This is a genomic window from Inquilinus ginsengisoli, assembly GCF_031453975.1.
Taxonomy (GTDB): Bacteria; Pseudomonadota; Alphaproteobacteria; order DSM-16000; family Inquilinaceae; genus Inquilinus; species Inquilinus ginsengisoli_A.
This window is the reverse complement of the sequence record NZ_JAVDPW010000002.1, coordinates 312856-328735: the sequence shown is the minus strand read 5'-3', so window position 1 is coordinate 328735 and position 15880 is coordinate 312856. Positions and strand designations below refer to the sequence as shown.

The 15880-nt window shown below is 70.1% G+C and carries 18 protein-coding genes; 13 read left to right on the top strand and 5 right to left on the bottom strand.

Annotated elements, in window-relative coordinates; all coding sequences use genetic code 11:
• Position 1: 1 nt before the first annotated feature.
• Entirely contained in the window at positions 2-1003 is a 1002-nt protein-coding gene (hflC, locus tag E9232_RS05355; RefSeq protein WP_309792573.1) for a protease modulator HflC, read from the top strand.
• A gap of 105 nt (positions 1004-1108) precedes the next feature.
• A complete protein-coding gene (locus E9232_RS05350) occupies positions 1109-2641 on the top strand; it encodes a DegQ family serine endoprotease (protein WP_374710603.1) in 1533 nt (510 codons plus the stop codon).
• A gap of 206 nt (positions 2642-2847) precedes the next feature.
• Here E9232_RS05350 and murJ read toward each other — a convergent pair whose 3' ends face one another.
• The gene (murJ, locus tag E9232_RS05345; RefSeq protein WP_309792570.1) at positions 2848-4386 is read right to left on the bottom strand and encodes a murein biosynthesis integral membrane protein MurJ; all 1539 of its coding nucleotides are present in this window, start codon (positions 4384-4386) and stop codon (positions 2848-2850) included.
• A 2-nt stretch (positions 4387-4388) separates the two neighbouring features.
• The gene (gene serB / locus E9232_RS05340) at positions 4389-5288 is read right to left on the bottom strand and encodes a phosphoserine phosphatase SerB (protein WP_309792569.1); all 900 of its coding nucleotides are present in this window, start codon (positions 5286-5288) and stop codon (positions 4389-4391) included.
• Between the two features lie 87 nt (positions 5289-5375).
• Between serB and miaA the strand changes: the two genes are divergently transcribed.
• The 11 genes from miaA to E9232_RS05285 all read left to right on the top strand — a co-directional run bounded on the left by miaA (position 5376) and on the right by E9232_RS05285 (position 14237).
• Positions 5376-6341: a tRNA (adenosine(37)-N6)-dimethylallyltransferase MiaA gene (miaA, locus tag E9232_RS05335; protein WP_309792568.1), complete on the top strand. Its 966-nt coding sequence runs from the start codon at positions 5376-5378 to the stop codon at positions 6339-6341.
• Between the two features lie 116 nt (positions 6342-6457).
• Positions 6458-8230: an acetolactate synthase 3 large subunit gene (locus E9232_RS05330; protein WP_309792567.1), complete on the top strand. Its 1773-nt coding sequence runs from the start codon at positions 6458-6460 to the stop codon at positions 8228-8230.
• A 90-nt stretch (positions 8231-8320) separates the two neighbouring features.
• Positions 8321-8845: an acetolactate synthase small subunit gene (gene ilvN / locus E9232_RS05325; RefSeq protein WP_309792566.1), complete on the top strand. Its 525-nt coding sequence runs from the start codon at positions 8321-8323 to the stop codon at positions 8843-8845.
• A gap of 89 nt (positions 8846-8934) precedes the next feature.
• Positions 8935-9954, top strand: a complete 1020-nt coding sequence (gene ilvC, locus E9232_RS05320) for a ketol-acid reductoisomerase (protein WP_309792565.1) — start codon at positions 8935-8937, stop codon at positions 9952-9954.
• A gap of 137 nt (positions 9955-10091) precedes the next feature.
• Complete coding sequence (locus tag E9232_RS05315) at positions 10092-10937, top strand: helix-turn-helix domain-containing protein (protein WP_309792564.1); 846 nt, start codon at positions 10092-10094, stop codon at positions 10935-10937.
• A 97-nt stretch (positions 10938-11034) separates the two neighbouring features.
• Positions 11035-11184 (top strand): hypothetical protein, encoded by a 150-nt coding sequence (locus E9232_RS05310; protein WP_309792563.1) that lies wholly within the window; start codon positions 11035-11037, stop codon positions 11182-11184.
• 4 nt (positions 11185-11188) lie between these two features.
• Positions 11189-12052 (top strand): alpha/beta fold hydrolase, encoded by an 864-nt coding sequence (locus E9232_RS05305; RefSeq protein ID WP_309792562.1) that lies wholly within the window; start codon positions 11189-11191, stop codon positions 12050-12052.
• A 10-nt stretch (positions 12053-12062) separates the two neighbouring features.
• Positions 12063-12266, top strand: coding sequence for a DUF1127 domain-containing protein (locus tag E9232_RS05300; RefSeq protein WP_309792561.1), 204 nt, complete (start codon positions 12063-12065; stop codon positions 12264-12266).
• A gap of 196 nt (positions 12267-12462) precedes the next feature.
• A complete protein-coding gene (locus E9232_RS05295) occupies positions 12463-13440 on the top strand; it encodes a DUF4189 domain-containing protein (RefSeq protein WP_309792560.1) in 978 nt (325 codons plus the stop codon).
• Positions 13437-13904: a GNAT family N-acetyltransferase gene (locus tag E9232_RS05290; RefSeq protein WP_309792559.1), complete on the top strand. Its 468-nt coding sequence runs from the start codon at positions 13437-13439 to the stop codon at positions 13902-13904. Before E9232_RS05295 ends, E9232_RS05290 begins: the two co-directional genes overlap by 4 nt.
• A 75-nt stretch (positions 13905-13979) precedes the next feature.
• On the top strand, positions 13980-14237 hold the full coding sequence (locus tag E9232_RS05285; protein ID WP_309792558.1) for a hypothetical protein: 258 nt from the start codon (positions 13980-13982) through the stop codon (positions 14235-14237).
• A gap of 39 nt (positions 14238-14276) precedes the next feature.
• Here the strand turns inward: E9232_RS05285 and E9232_RS05280 are convergent, their stop codons facing one another.
• The 3 genes from E9232_RS05280 to E9232_RS05270 all read right to left on the bottom strand — a co-directional run bounded on the left by E9232_RS05280 (position 14277) and on the right by E9232_RS05270 (position 15879).
• Positions 14277-14534 carry a hypothetical protein gene (locus E9232_RS05280; RefSeq protein ID WP_309792557.1) on the bottom strand — a complete coding sequence of 86 codons (258 nt, stop codon included), beginning with the start codon at positions 14532-14534 and terminating at the stop codon, positions 14277-14279.
• 16 nt (positions 14535-14550) lie between these two features.
• Positions 14551-15219, bottom strand: a complete 669-nt coding sequence (locus tag E9232_RS05275; RefSeq protein ID WP_309792556.1) for a DedA family protein — start codon at positions 15217-15219, stop codon at positions 14551-14553.
• Between the two features lie 63 nt (positions 15220-15282).
• Positions 15283-15879 carry a DUF2076 domain-containing protein gene (locus E9232_RS05270; protein ID WP_309792555.1) on the bottom strand — a complete coding sequence of 199 codons (597 nt, stop codon included), beginning with the start codon at positions 15877-15879 and terminating at the stop codon, positions 15283-15285.
• Position 15880: the final 1 nt, after the last annotated feature.

Sequence of the window (15880 nt, the reverse complement as noted above, 5' to 3'; positions counted from 1 at the left end):
CATGAATGCCAAGCTCGCAGCCCTCGGCGCCGCGATCGTCGTCATCGGCCTGGTGCTGGCCGACTCCCTTTACACCGTCAACCAGAACGAGCAGGCCCTGGTCCTGCAGTTCGGCGAGGTGGTGAAGATCGAGTCCGGGCCGGGACTGAAGTTCAAGCTGCCGCTGGTCCAGAACGTCCAGCTCTACGAGAAGCGCGTGCTCGACGTCGATCCGCCGGTCGAGCAGGTCATCCTGTCCGACCAGCGCCGCCTCGATGTCGGCAGCTATGCCCGCTACCGCATCGCCGACCCGCTGCTGTTCTTCCAGTCGGTGCGGAACGAAACCATCGCCGGCACGCGAATCAACAGCTTCGTCAACAACGCACTGCGCAACGTGCTGGGCAACTACACCCAGCTCGACGTGCTGTCGGAACAGCGCGGGCCGATCATGCGGGCGATCCGCGACAGCGTCGAAGCCAACGCCAAGCCGCTCGGCATCGAAATCGTCGATGTCCGCATCGTGCGGGCCGACGTGCCGGAAGGCACGGTGCAGTCGGTCTACAACCGCATGACCTCGGAGCGTGAGCGCGAGGCGGCGCAGTACCGCGCCCAGGGCCAGGAATACTCGCTGCAGATCCGGTCGCGCGCCGATCGCGACGTGACCGTGCTGCTGGCCGAGGCGGAGCGCAAGGCGCAGGAGTTGCGCGGCCAGGGCGACGCCGAGGCGATCAAGGTGCAGGCCGCCGCCTATGGCGCCGACCCGCAGTTCTTCTCCTTCTACCGCAGCCTGCAGGCCTACCAGAACGCGCTGGGGTCGACCGGCACCACTCTGGTGCTGTCGCCCAAGGGCGATTTCTTCAAGTACTTCAACGACGCCACCGGTCGCGGCCTGGTGCCGGCGGTGACCCAGGCGACGCCGCAAGGCGCGGTGCCGGAGATTCCGGCGGCCCCCGCGCCCGCACCGGTGGAACCGGCGCCGGCACCCGCACCGGCCCCCGTGCCCGCGCCGGGCAGCCCGGGCTGATGCGGCCCACAATGCCGCCGCGATCGCGTGTATGATGACGGACGCCGGCCCCCGCACGGGGCCGGCGTCCTGCTTTGAGCGAGGAGAGCTTTCGTGAGCAGACCGATGGCCCGCCGTCCTTCCGGCCCGATCGCCCTGGCCCGTGCCAGGGATGAGACCGCCCTGTTGCGCTGGGCCGCGACGGTGCTGATCGCCGCGGCGATGCTGCTGGGCCTCGCCGCCGCCGCCCGCGCCGCGCCGGCGCCGGACAGCTTCGCCGACCTTGCCGAAAAGCTGCTGCCGACCGTGGTCAACATCTCGACCACGCAGAAGGTCGAGGACGGCGCCGACCTGCCGGAAATGCCGCAGTTCCCGCCGGGATCGCCGTTCGAGGAGTTCTTTCGCGACTTCTTCAACCGGCGTGGCCAGGGCGGCCAGGGCCAGGGCGAGCGCCCGACGCCGCACAACGCCACCGCGCTCGGCTCCGGCTTCATCGTCCGGGCCAACGGCTTCATCGTGACCAACTACCACGTCATCGAGGGGGCCGAGCAGATCACCGTCGTCCTGCACGACAACACCAGCCTGGACGCCAAGCTGATCGGCCGCGACGAGAAGACCGATCTCGCCGTGCTCAAGGTCGAGAGCGCGAAGCCGCTGCCCTTCGTCGATTTCGGCGACAGCGACAAGATGCGGGTCGGCGACTGGGTGCTGGCGATCGGCAACCCGTTCGGCCTCGGCGGCACGGTCACGGCCGGCATCATCTCGGCCCGGTCGCGTGAGATCAACGCCGGGCCCTATGACGACTTCCTGCAGACCGACGCCGCCATCAACCGCGGCAATTCCGGCGGCCCCATGTTCAACATGGACGGCCAGGTCATCGGCATCAACACCGCGATCTACTCGCCCTCGGGCGGATCGGTCGGCATCGGCTTCGCCATCCCCTCGGCGCTGGCCAGCGGCGTGGTCGACCAGATCATCCAGTTCGGCCGCACCAAGCGCGGCTGGCTCGGCGTGCGGATCCAGTCGGTGACGCCGGAGATCGCCGAGAGCCTGGGCCTGGAGAAGGCCGAGGGCGCGCTGGTCGCCGGCATCACCGATGGCGGCCCGGCCGCGAAGTCGGGCATCGAGACCGGCGACGTCATCCTGACCTTCGACGGCAAGCCGATCGGCGAGAGCCGGCGCCTGCCGCGCGTGGTGGCCGACACCCCGGTCGACAAGCAGGTCCCGGTCGTGGTCTGGCGCAAGGGCCAGCGCAAGGAGCTGCCGGTGACGCTGGGCGATCTCGAGGCGGCCGAGGAATCCGGGCTGCTGGCGTCGAACACGCCGGACGGCCCGGGCGAGGCCACCAAGCCGGAATCGCTCGACGCGCTCGGCGTGACCTTGTCGGCGATCACCGACGCGCTGAAGAAGCAGTACTCGCTGGCCGACGACCAGAAGGGCGTGGTCGTCACCGCCGTCACCGGCGGGTCGCCGGCGGGCGAGAAGGGGCTGAAGGCCGGCGACGTCATCGTCGAGGTCGGCCAGGCCGAGGTCGCCAACCCGGCGGATGTCGCCAAGAAGGTGAAGGAGGCCCGCGACGGCGGCCGCAAATCGGTGCTGCTGCTGGTCCAGAGCGGTGCCGACCTGCGCTTCGTCGCGCTGCCGGTCGGGCAGGGCTGAGGCCGCTAGGCATCATCGTAAAGGGCGTCGGGGCGTCACCTGGAGGTGACGCCCCTTTTCTTTGAGCCCGATGCGGGGTTCACGGATCGCGAGCCCAACCTACGTCCCACGCAGCCCTCTTCATTGTCATGCCACGGCTTGACCGTGGCATGACAATGGAAGTGGTGCCTAGGTCGGGTTCGCGAACCCAACCTACACTCCGCCCCTCATCCCCGCCGGTGCAGCCGCCGCAAATCCTCGCGCCGGATGGCGCCGAGGCCGAACAGCGCGGCGAGGTACAGCAGGCCGGCCAGCGCCAGAACGGCCAGGATCGTGACCACCGCCAGCAGGTCCGACCGGCCGGCCAGGGCCGGGGCGGCCAGCACCAGCAGCCCCCACAGCGCCGCCGCCATCACCGCCCCGGCCAGCACCATGCGCGGCAGCCGCCGCCGGGCCGCGGCGTCGAGCCGGAACTGGCCGCGGCGGTGCAGCACCCAGGTCAGCAGGGCGATGTTCAGCCACACCCCGGCCGACGTGCCGATGGCCAGGCCGACCTGCGACAGCTGGTCCATCAGCGCGATCTTCAGCCCGACGTTCAGCGCCACGGTCGCCACCGCGATCTTGACCGGCGTCGCCGTGTCGCCGCGGGCGTAGAAGCCGGGCAGCAGGCAGCGCACCAGCACGAAGGCCGGCAGGCCGAAGGCGTAGGCGGTCAGGGTCAGGGCCGACTGGTGGGAATCCAGCGCGGTGAAGCGGCCGCGTTCGAACATCGCGGCCAGCAACGGCTCGGCCGCGACGAGGAAGGCGACGGCGAAGGGCAGGGTCAGGGCGAGGGTCAGCTCGATCGCCCGGTTCTGGCTGGCCTGGGCGCCGGCGGCGTCGTCGGCGGCCAGGCGGCGCGTCAGCTCCGGCAGCAGCACGGTGCCGACGGCGATGCCGATGACGCCGAGCGGCAGCTGGTTCAGCCGGTCGGCGTAGTTCAGGTAGGATTGCGCGCCGGTCGGCAGCGCCTGGGCGATGATGGTGTCGGCGAAGACGCTGATCTGGGCCATGCCGGCGCCCAGCGTTGCCGGCCCCAGGGCGCGGAAGAAGCGGCGCACGCCGGGCGACAGGGTCGGCCACACCAGCCGCAGCGGGGCCTCGGCCCGCCGCATGTCCCAGGCGAGGTACAGGAACTGGGCGATGCCCGACAGGAACACGCCCCAGGCCAGGGCATGGCCGGCGGTGGGCAGGAACGGCGTCAGGCCCAGCAGCGCGCCGATCATGAACAGGTTCAAGAGGATCGGCGCCGCCGCCGCCGCGCCGAACCGGCCCAGCCCGTTCAGCACGCCGCCCTGCAGCGACACCAGCGACATGAACAGCAGATAGGGGAAGGTGATCCGGGTCAGCTCGACCTTCAGCGCGGTCTGCGCCGCCGAGGTGCCGCCCGGCTCCATCAGGTCGATCAGCCAGGGCATGGCCGCCAGCGCCGCGACCAGCACCACGATCTGGCTGGCGATCAGGATCGACTGCACCTGCTCCGCCAGCCGCAGCGCCTTGGCCTTGCCCTCGCGCTGCAGCAGGGTGGTGAAGGTGGGCAGGAAGGCGATGTTGAACGCGCCCTCGGCGAACAGCGACCGGAAGTGGTTCGGCAGCCGGTTGGCCAGGAAGAAGGCGTCGGCGACCGGGCCGGCGCCGAGCACGGCCGCGATCATCTGGTCGCGCACCAGGCCGAGCACACGGCTGGCGAGCGTCAGCCCGCCGACGGAGGCGATCTTTCTGTACATGCCTAGGCCGTCACGAACTCCGTGGCGCGGTAGCCCTGGAGGTAGAGCAGGGCGGTCAGGTCGCCATGGTCGACCGACACCGGCACCGACTGCCGCACCAGCGGCTTGGGATGGAAGCCGACGCCCAGGCCGGCGGCCTGCAGCATTGGGATGTCGTTGGCGCCGTCCCCGACCGTGACCGCGGCGTCGAGGCCGATGCCGCGCGCGGCCGCCATCTCTTCCAGCAGGGTGCGCTTGGCGTCCTTGCCCAGGATCGGCTCGCGGATCCGGCCGGTCAGCCTGCCGTCGGCCAGGATCAGGTGGTTGCCCTCGGACCGGTCGAACCCGACCGCGTCGCGCACCGGGCCGGTGAAGGCGTCGAAACCGCCGGAGACCAGGGCGCAATAGGCGCCATTGGCCCGCATCGTCGCCACCAGGATCCTGCCGCCGGGGGTGTAGCGCAGCCCCGCCAGGGCACGGTCGATGATCGAGGCCGGCTGGCCCTCCAGCAGCGCCACCCGCTCGATCGCCGCCTCGCGGAAGTTCAGCTCGCCGCGCATCGCCCGCTCGGTGATCGGCACCACCCGGTCGGCGACGCCGGCCAGCGCCGCCAGCTCGTCCAGCGTCTCGGCCTCGACGATGGTGGCGTCCATGTCCGCCACCAGCAGCCGCTTGCGGCGGCCCAGGGCCGGCCCGACATTGACGTCGACCGGCTGTCCGGCCAGCGCCAGCCGCGCCGCGGCCTGCGCCGCCTTGGCATCGGCGCCCGCGAATGCGATATCGCAGGCGATGCCGGGGGCCAGCCAGTCGACCGCCCCGGGCGACCCGCCCGCGATCGCCAGCGCGTTGCGCAGGTGGCGGGTCAGCGAATCGTCGAGGATCGGCTGATCCGGGGCGGTGGTGAGGGTGAGGACGAGATCCATGATGCGGCGCAGCTCCGAGGCCCAGCGACCGTCTATGCCGCAGTGCGGCAGCCTCTGTCTACGCGCGAACGGGGGCGGGTGGCGCCCATGACCGCCAGCGTCATCGTGATCGGCGGCCCGACGGCCAGCGGCAAATCGGCGCTGGCGACCGATCTGGCCGCGGCGCTGGACGGCGTGGTGATCAATGCCGACAGCATGCAGGTCTATGCCGAGCTTGCGATCCTCACCGCCCGGCCCGGCCCGGCGGAGCTGGCCCGGGCGCCGCACCGGCTGTACGGCGTGCTGCCGGCGGCGACGCGCTGCTCCGCCGCCGCCTGGTGCGACATGGCGCTGGCCGAGATCGGGCTGGCGCAGAAGGCCGGCAAGCGGCCGATCGTGGTCGGCGGCACCGGCCTCTATCTCCGCGCCCTGACCGAGGGGCTGAGCCCGATCCCACCGGTGCCGGAGGAGATCCGCCGCGCCACGGTCGAGCTGCACGAAACCCTGGGCGGCGAGGGCTTCCATGCCGAGCTGATGCGCTGGGACCCCAAGATCGCCCAGCGCCTGGCCCCGGGCGACACCCAACGGCTGATCCGGGCCTGGGAGGTGATGGTGGCGACCAACCGCTCGCTGGCCGACTGGCAGCTGGACGCCGCGTCCGGCCCGCCGCCGGGCATGGTGTTCGACATGGTGGTGCTGGCGCCGCCGCGCGACGCGCTCTATGCCGCCTGCGACGGCCGCTTCCGGGTCATGGTCGCGGCCGGGGCGGTGGAGGAGGCGCGGGCGCTGCTGGCGCTGGGCCTCGACCCGGCGCTGCCGGCGATGAAGGCGGTCGGGGTGCCCGAGCTGGCGGCCCATCTGCGCGGGGAGACCGACCTGGAGACGGCGATCACCAGGGCGCAGCAGGCGACGCGCAACCTGGCCAAGCGCCAGAGCACCTGGTTCCGCAACCAGCAGCCCGTGGCGTCTGCCGTGGATCCGAACGCAAGGGTGCAACGCTGCCATGTCGCCGGCGCGCAATATTCGGAAAAAATTACGGCTGAAATCTTCTCTTTTCTTCGTCTTTCCGATTGACCTCCCGGATTCCGCCGTCTAGCTTGCCGACCCTCGTTGATCCCCAACGTTGAACGCCGCGGCCGGAGGGGGCCGCATTCAGAGACGCGGCCCCAGAGGCCGCACCAGAGGATGCGATGTCGACAGAAACGCTGACCGGAGCCGAAATCCTTCTGCGCGCCCTTCGGGACCAGGGCGTAGAGGTAATCTTCGGGTATCCGGGCGGGGCTGTCCTTCCGATCTACGACGCGATCTTCAAGCAGAACGCGATCCGCCACATCCTGGTCCGGCACGAACAGGCGGCGGTGCACGCGGCGGAAGGCTATGCCCGCTCGACCGGCAAGGTCGGCGTCGTCCTCGTTACCTCCGGCCCGGGCGCGACCAACGCGGTGACCGGCCTGACCGACGCGCTGATGGATTCGATCCCGATCGTCTGCCTGACCGGGCAGGTGCCGACGCATCTGATCGGCAACGACGCGTTCCAGGAAGCCGACACCACGGGCATCACGCGGCCCTGCACCAAGCACAACTACCTGGTGAAGGACGCGAACGTCCTGGCCCGCACGGTGCATGAGGCGTTCTACGTCGCCCGCAGCGGCCGGCCCGGCCCGGTCGTCATCGACCTGCCGAAGGACGTGCAGTTCGCCGACGGCGTCTACACCCCGCCGGAGCATGTCGAGCACCGCACCTACCGGCCGCGGACCGAGCCCGACCCGGCGCTGATCGAGCAGGCGATCGACCTGATGGTCAAGGCCGAGCGGCCGATCCTGTACACCGGCGGCGGCATCATCAACTCCGGCCCGGCGGCGTCCGAGGCGCTGCGCGAGCTGGTCGAACTGACCGGCTTCCCCTGCACCTCGACCCTGATGGGCCTTGGCGCCCTGCCGGCCTCGGACCCGCGGTTCCTGGGCATGCTCGGCATGCACGGCACCTACGAGGCCAACCTGGCGATGCATGGTTCCGACCTCATGGTCGCGCTAGGCTCGCGCTTCGACGACCGGGTGACCGGCAAGATCAGCGCCTTCTCGCCGGGTGCGACCAAGATCCATGTCGACATTGACCCGTCCTCGATCAACAAGAACGTACATGTCGACCTGCCGATCATCGGTGACGCCGGCAAGGTGATCCGGGCGATGGTCGAGGCGTGGAAGCGCCGCGGCCTGAAGCCGCGCGAAAAGGCGCTGGCCAATTGGTGGAGCCAGATCAAGCAGTGGCAGGCGCGCAACTGCCTGCACTTCAGCCAGGACAAGTCGCATGACGCGGTGATCAAGCCGCAATATGCGATCAAGCGTCTGGCCGAGCTGACCGCCGATCGCGACGACGTGTTCATCACCACCGAGGTCGGCCAGCACCAGATGTGGGCGGCGCAGCTGATCCCGTTCCAGAAGCCGAACCGCTGGATGACCTCCGGCGGCCTCGGCACCATGGGCTACGGCCTGCCGGCCGCGGTCGGGGTGCAGATCGCCCATCCCGAGGCGCTGGTGATCGATGTCGGCGGCGAGGCCTCCACGCTGATGAACATCCAGGAGCTGTCGACCATCGCCCAGTACCGGCTGCCGGTGAAGATCTTCATCGTCAACAACTTCTGGATGGGCATGGTCCGGCAGTGGCAGGAGCTGCTGCACGGCGAGCGCTACTCGGAGAGCTATTCCGAGGCGCTACCGGACTTCGTCAAGCTGGCCGAGGCCTTCGGCCTGACCGGGCTGCGCGCCACCTGCATGGGCGAGGCCGACGACGTCATCCGCGAGATGCTGCGGATCGACGGGCCGGTGGTGGTGGACATGCAGGTCTCGAAGCTGGAGAACTGCTTCCCGATGATCCCGGGCGGCGCCGCGCACAACGAGATCCTGCTGGGGCCGTCCGACCAGGCCGCCAAGCCGACCTCGGAGGAGGGGATGGTGCTGGTATAAGTCGCGGACGACACACTTCGCCGAGGCCGGCTCGCACTATGCTTCCGAGGCCGGCCTCGACCCTCGTCTCGTGACCCCCGGACCCATCGCATGACCCCGCAGACCCATATCGAAACCCACACCATCGCCGTGCTGGTCGACAACGAGCCCGGCGCGCTGGCCCGCGTCATCGGCCTGTTCTCCGGCCGCGGCTACAACATCGAAAGCCTGACCGTGGCCGAGGTCGAGGCCGCGCGGAACCTGTCCCGCATCACCGTCGTCACATCAGGGACGCCGATGATCATCGAGCAGATCAAGGCCCAGCTCGACCGGCTGGTGCTGGTGCACAGCGTCCATGACCTGACCCTGGACGGGCCGGCGGTCGAGCGTGAGCTCGCCCTGGTTAAGGTCCGCGGCGCCGGCGACAAGCGCATCGAAAGCCTGCGCATCGCCGACGTGTTCCGGGCCCGCGCCGTGGATTCGACGACCGAGAGCTTCGTGTTCGAGGTCACCGGATCGTCGCAGAAGATCAACGCCTTCATTCAGCTGATGATCCCGCTCGGCCTGGTCGATGTCAGCCGGACCGGTGTGGTCGCCATCGCTCGGGGGCCCGAAGGGCTCCTGAACGCCGACTAACTCCCATCGCGGCCGGCTCTTGACCGGCCGCTCCCATCGTCGTGTAGGAAAGGCCGGGCCGCCCCGGCATCGTGTGAGAGGACAGAGTTATGCGCGTTTATTATGACCGCGACGCGGATGTGAACCTGATCAAGTCGAAGAAGGTCGTCATCGTCGGCTACGGCAGCCAGGGCCATGCCCATGCCGCCAACCTGCGCGACAGCGGCGCCAAGGATGTGCGCATCGCGCTGCGTCCCGACAGCGCCACGGTGAAGAAGGCCGAGGCTGCCGGCTTCACGGTGATGTCGCCGGCCGACGCCGCCAAGTGGGGCGACGTGCTGATGATGTGCACGCCGGACGAGCTGCAGGCCGAGATCTATGCCCGCGACCTGGCGCCGAACATGAAGGAAGGCGCCGCCATCGCCTTCGCGCACGGCCTGAACGTGCACTTCAACCTGATCGAGGCGCGCAAGGACCTCGACGTGTTCATGGTCGCGCCGAAGGGCCCGGGCCACACCGTGCGCTCCGAATACGAGAAGGGCGGCGGCGTGCCCTGCCTGATCGCGGTCGACCAGAACGCCACCGGCGCCGCGCTCGACATCGGCCTGTCCTACGCCTCGGCGATCGGCGGCGGCCGCGCCGGCATCATCGAGACCACCTTCAAGGAAGAGTGCGAGACCGACCTGTTCGGCGAGCAGGCGGTGCTGTGCGGCGGCCTGACCGCCCTGATCGTCGCCGGCTACGAGACCCTGGTCGAGGCCGGCTACGCGCCTGAAATGGCCTATTTCGAGTGCCTGCACGAGGTCAAGCTGATCGTCGACCTGATGTATGAGGGCGGCATCGCCAACATGCGCTACTCGATCTCCAACACCGCGGAATACGGCGACTACTCGACCGGCCCGCGCATCATCACCGAAGAGACCAAGAAGGAGATGAAGCGGGTTCTGGAGGACATCCAGTCGGGCCGCTTCACCCGCGACTGGATGCTGGAGAACAAGGTCGGCCAGGCCAGCTTCAAGGCCACCCGCCGCCGCCATGCCGAGCACGACATCGAGAAGGTCGGCGAGAAGCTGCGCGCGATGATGCCGTGGATCGCCAAGAACAAGCTGGTCGACAAGGCCAAGAACTGATCCGGACATCCGTCCGGCGAGACGAGGAGGGCCCCGCGAGGGGCCCTTTTCTTTTGTGCGGCAGGAGGTGCCCGGCGGGGTATGATGGGGCGCCAGCGCAGGCGCCTGCGACTGGAGAATGGGTCGAGAGACATCGGATGGCCGCGGACTCCACGGCGGAATTCTCCGTTCAGCAGCTTCTGGACACCGGGACCGTCGCGATCCGCGACATCGCCTGCCGTGGCGAGTGCCGGCACAAGAGCGCCGAGGAATGCCCGAACTCCACCCACCTGGTGTTTCCCTATCGCGGCGTCTATGTGCGCCACCAGGGCCAGGACGATGCGGTGGCTGAGGCCAACCAGGTGCTGTTCTTCAACCAGGGGGAAGCCTATCGCGTCAGCCATCCCGTCGAGGGCGGCGACGCCAGCCTGGATCTGGTGATCGGCGAGACCTTTCTGCAGGAGCTGGCGCCCAAGGTGCAGCTGCGCGAGGGCGGGGTGCTGGCGTTCCGCCGGCAGCGCCTGCGCGTCGATGCCCGCACCCAGGCGCTGGTGGCGCTGCTGCGGCACAGCCTGGTTCGCGGGGCGGCCGAGACCCTGGAGGCGGAAACCCTGGCGCTGACGTTGGTGCGGCGCGCCATGGGCGAACGGACCTCGCATGCCGCCGGGGCCAGCCAGGGCCGGCAGAAGCTGGTGGACCGGGCCAAACTGGTGCTGTCGTCCGACCTGGCGCGGCGCTGGACGCTGGCCGAGATCGCGGCGGAGGTCGGTGTCTCGCCGGTGTATCTGACGCAGGTGTTCCAGCAGGTCGAGGCCATGCCGCTGTACCGCTACCAGCTGCGGCTGCGGCTGGCGCGCGCGCTGGACCTGCTGGGCGAATACGGCGACCTCACCGCCCTGGGCCTGGATCTGGGCTTTTCCAGCCACAGCCATTTCAGCTCCGCCTTCCGGCAGGCCTATGGCCGTACGCCGGCGGAGTTCCAGCGCTCGGTCCATCTGCGCTGACGGCTTCAAGTCACTAAAGAATCCGACAGCGGCCGCGATCGCGAAAATGCTCTTTCTGTGTCTGCCCGGACGTCGGGCAGATCAGGAGATGTCCGCGATGACCGAGAGAACCTGTGCGGCCTGCGACTGCGAGCTGGATGCCGAGACCATCAAGGTGAAGATCGGCGGCCAGACGGTGGAGGTGTGCTGCGACGACTGCGCGCAAGCGCTGCGGGAAGCCGACGCCTCGACCTCGGGCGGGGAATGAGCGGATGGATTTCGATCACGCGGCCGTGACCCGGCGCAGCATCGTGACGCCGTCGGGCCGCATCAGCTACACCGAGGCGGGCGCCGGCCCGGTCGCCCTGTTCGTGCACGGCGTCCTGCTCAACGGGCATCTGTGGCGCCACCAGCTGGCGCAGCTGTCCGATCTGCGCCGCTGCATCGCGGTCGACCTGCTGGCCCATGGCGACACCGAGATCGCGCCGGACCAGGACGTGTCGGTGACCGCCAACGCCACCATGCTGCGGGAGTTCCTCGACGCCCTGCAGATCGACCAGGTGGACCTGGTCGGCAACGACAGCGGCGGCGGCATCGCCCAGATCTTCGCGGCGCTGAACCCCGCCCGGGTGCGCAGCCTCACCCTCACCGATTGCGATGCGCAGGACAATTGGCCGCCGGAGGCGTTCAAACCCTTCCTCGAGATGGCGGCGGCCGGCGGGCTGCGCGGCGCGCTCAACGCCATGCTGGTGGACAAGGGCTTCTACCGCTCGGCGCAGGCCCTGGGTCCGGCCTACGAGCATCCTGAAAAGCTGCCCGATGACGCCATCGAGGCCTATCTGCGCCCGCTGGTGAGCACCGAGCAGCGCACGCGTGACTTCCAGCGCTTCCTGGCCGCCTTCGACAGCCGGCACACGCTGGCGGTGGAAGCACAGCTGCGGGCGCTGACGGCGCCGACGCTGATCGTCTGGGGCACGGATGACATCTACTTCGGCGTGCAGTGGTCGCACTGGCTGGCCGAGGCGATCCCCGGCACCCGGCGGCGCGTCGAGCTGAAGGGCGCGCGGCTGTTTTTCCCTGAGGAGCGTGCGGAGGAGTTCAATCGCGAACTGCGCGCGCACTGGCTGGACCTGTAGGAGGTTGGTGATGTCGACACGCGTTCTGGAACGTCCTGGTTCCGTCCTTCGCCCCGGCCTGATCCAGGGCCTGATGCAAACCGCGGCGCTGTGGCTGCGGCGGTCGCGAACCCGACGCCGGCTCGACACGCTGAGCGACCACGAGCTGCGGGATCTCGGGCTGGATCGCAGCGCCGCCTTCCACGAATCGGCCAGGCCGTTCTGGAAAGGCTGACGCTTCGTCTCCACCGCCGGACCATAAGGCGAAGACCCCGGCCAGGATCGGTCCGGCGAAACGAAGAGGGCCCCGTGAGGGGCCCTTTTCTTTTGGGCGAACATGCCTTCCGTCGGCCACGATCCCGCGGTAGGTGGAGGTGGAATCCCCGATGTCGCATGGCGCCATGCCGATCGGGATGGCGCAGGAGGTGGGGATGGTGGGTCACCGGACGCTGGCGGGCTGTTTCCTCATTCCGGCGGTCTTTCTGATCGGGCTGTTCGGTCCCGGCCATCCGGCGCATGCGGAGGATGGCTGCCCGGACGGGATGATGCCCTATCAGGAGCAGTTCACCGACCCCGCCAACGGCACCCTGCAGCTCAGGACCAGCTGCATGCCGGGCAGCCGGTATCCCCAGCCCGACTATCAGGAGCCGGCCCCCGACGATGCGCCGCCGTCACCGCCGCCGGATCAGTACGGGGCCTACGCCACCGATCCGGAGTATCGGCAGCTGTTCTGGTCGACCTTCTACGAGAGCCACGAGGCGGCCGAAGCCGGCGCGATCGAGGCCTGCGGCAAGGCGACCGGAAAGGATTGCCAGTCGCTCGGCTGGTTCGGCAACCAATGCGGGGCCATCGCCGTCACCCAGAACGGGCAGACGATCGCCGGATACGACACCTCCTGGCGCGGTGCGGCGCGGCAGGCCCTCGAGGCCTGCGAGAAGGCGGGTGCCGACAGCTATGTGATCTGCCGCCTCTGGGTGCCGCCGATCTGCTCCGGCCCGTCATACAGCGCCGCCGACAACGAGAGCGCCAAGACTGCGACCGTCGACGAGATCGAGCAGCTGTCCGCCGAACTCGACGACCGGGAGTACTGGGGCGCCCTGGCCTCCGACGGCGACCAGATCCAGACCAGCTACGGCCACCCCAGCCGAAGGGCCGCCGAGACGGTCGCGCTGTCGAAATGCCAGGGCTGCAAGATCGCTGGAACCTTCGAGAGCAGCTGCGCCGGGATGGCGTGGCCCAGCGACAAGCGGCCGGTCTACGAGATCGCGATGAACGTGGACCCCGCCGTCGCCCGGGCCAAGGCGACGAAGCAATGCGTCGACAAATACGGGGCGTGCGACGGGGCGGTGCGGTGCTCCGGCCGGCGCTATCCGAACCCCATTCCGGGCGACCAGGGGGGCGGGAAGTGACGGCGCCGGCGATCCGGCCGGCACGGCCGGAGGAGGCGGCGGCGCTGTCCGCGCTGGTGCTGCGGTCCAAGGCGCATTGGGGCTACGACGCCGCCTTCATGGCACAGGTGCGGGACGTGCTGCAGGTGACGCCGGAGGCGATCCGCGCCGGGGGCGTCTTCGTCGCGGTCGACGGCGACGACAGGCCGCTGGGGCTCGGCAGCGTCGGCATCGCGGACGGTGCGGCGGAGCTCGAACTGCTGTTCGTCGACCCGGCGGCGATGGGGCAGGGGGCCGGCCGCGCTCTTTATCGCCATGCCGTCGCCATGGCGCGCGCCGGCGGGGCGGGCACCCTCTGGATCCTCGCCGATCCCGGGGCCGAGCCGTTCTACCGGGCGATGGGCGCGACGACGGTCGGCCAGGCGCCGTCCGACGCCATCCCCGGCCGCATGCTGCCGCGGATGAAGGCCGAGCTCACCGCCTGATCCCGCGGTTCCCTGGTCCAAGGTCGACATTGGCCGTAGGATCGGCGCCGGCCGACCTCAGCTCCTGGACATGACATGCCGACCTACAGCGACGACGACGTGGCCCACCTCGCCCGGCTGGTCCAGCTGGCGACATCCGACCCGGACAACCTGCGCCTGTTGTCGCCCCGCGATGCCTGCGCGGTGGCGCTGCTGCTGAACCGCCTGGACCAGCTGCCGCAGCCCTACAGCCACCCGCTGGCGGCGTTCGAACTGCTGGGACCGTCCGGCCGCGACATGGTGCTGGACCTCTACGACCGCCGCTCCCAGCCCGACGCGACCCAGGACGCCTGAGCGGCGGGACGTCGGCGCGGCTACCCCATCGAGATGGGATCAGCGGCGAAGGCGCTGCAGCGTCCGGCCGATGCCGCGGCCCAGCCGCTCGGCGACGCTGGAGGGCGGCACCGGCTGTGGGGCGGGGGCCGGCCGGGATTGCTGGCCGGACGGATCCGCATCGTCCTCGCCGCCGAAGGCGGTGCGCGCCTGGTCCAGCAGCGCCGGAATCGCCCGCGCCTGGCGCAGCAGCATCGGCAGAAACAGGATCCCGACGACCGCGGCGATGATCAGAAGCTTGATGCCGCTCAAACCCATGGCGGGATGTCCTCGGTCAGCCGTGATCCCCGACCGTAGCACGGTTGCGGCGCGCCCGGGCAGGAACCGTTCGGCGCGACGCCAGTTTGGCGAAGGCGGCCAGGGTCAGGGCCCCGGCCAGCAGCGGGCCGCCGGTCAACAGGATCCACTGGGTCTCGCCGATGCCGCTGAGCTCGCCGACGCCCTGCGCCACCAGCCAGCCGGGCGCCAGCATCGCCGGCACCCAGACGATCGCCGACAGCACATTGGCGACCTGGAAGCGGACCGGGCGCATGCGCATGATGCCGGCGATCAGCGGCACCACGGCGCGCAGCGGCCCCAGGAAGCGGCCGAGGAAGATCGAGGCGGTGCCCCAGCGCCGGAAGAACAGCCGGCCCTTGGCGATCATCGCCCGGTCGCGCGAGAACGGCCAGACATTGCGGGCGTTCGGGCCCAGCTTCTGCCCCAGCCAGTAGGAGACGGCGTCCCCCAGCACGGCCCCGGCGATCGACCACAGGATGACCGGCGCCGGATGCAGCAGGCCGCCGCCGACCAGCGCGCCGGTGGCCAGCATCAGTGCGGTGCAGGGGACGAACAGGCCGACCACGGCCATGGATTCGCCGAAGGCCAGCAGGAACAGGATCGGCCCGGCCCAGGCCTGGTTGTCGGCGATGAACTGCGTGACCTGGGCGACGAAGGTTTCCAACGTGCGGTCCGATCGGCTCACGGAATGGGGGAGGCCGGAGGCGCGAACGCCCCCGGCCCGAGTTTACAGGATTTCGTCGCCCATATCGAACCCGGCGTCGGCCGCCAGATCGGATGCGGCGTCGGTGGCGCCCTGGGTGACGTCGGTGGCCACCTGGCCGATGTCCGACGAGAATGCGTCCATCAGCAGGTTGCCGACGACCAGGCCGCCGGCGACGCCCATGGCGGTCTGCATCGCGCCGGCCATGAAGCCGCCGCCGCGCGGGGCGCCCTGGCCGCCGAAGCCCTGGCCGCCGACGCCTTGACCACCATAGCCCTGGCGGCCATAGCCCTGCCCGCCGGGGTTGCCCTGGCCCCAGCCCGGCTGCGGCGCCGACCGCGGCCGCAGCGGCTGGCCGCCGCCGAACAGCCCGGCCAGGAAGCCGCCGGCCGCCGGCTGGGCGGCGCGCCGCTCCAGCTCGTTGATCTTCTGCTGCGCCGCCTCCAGCGCCTGCTCCTGCACCAGGATGACCTGGGCCATGTAGTAGGGCGCGGCGGGCTGCTCACCCAGGCGCCGGCGGATCAGGCCCTCGGCGCCCTCGTCGCGCGGGCCGCCGTCACGCTCGGCCCGGGCCAGCTTGACGAACAGGTCGTCGATCGCGCTCTTTTCGGTGTCGTACACG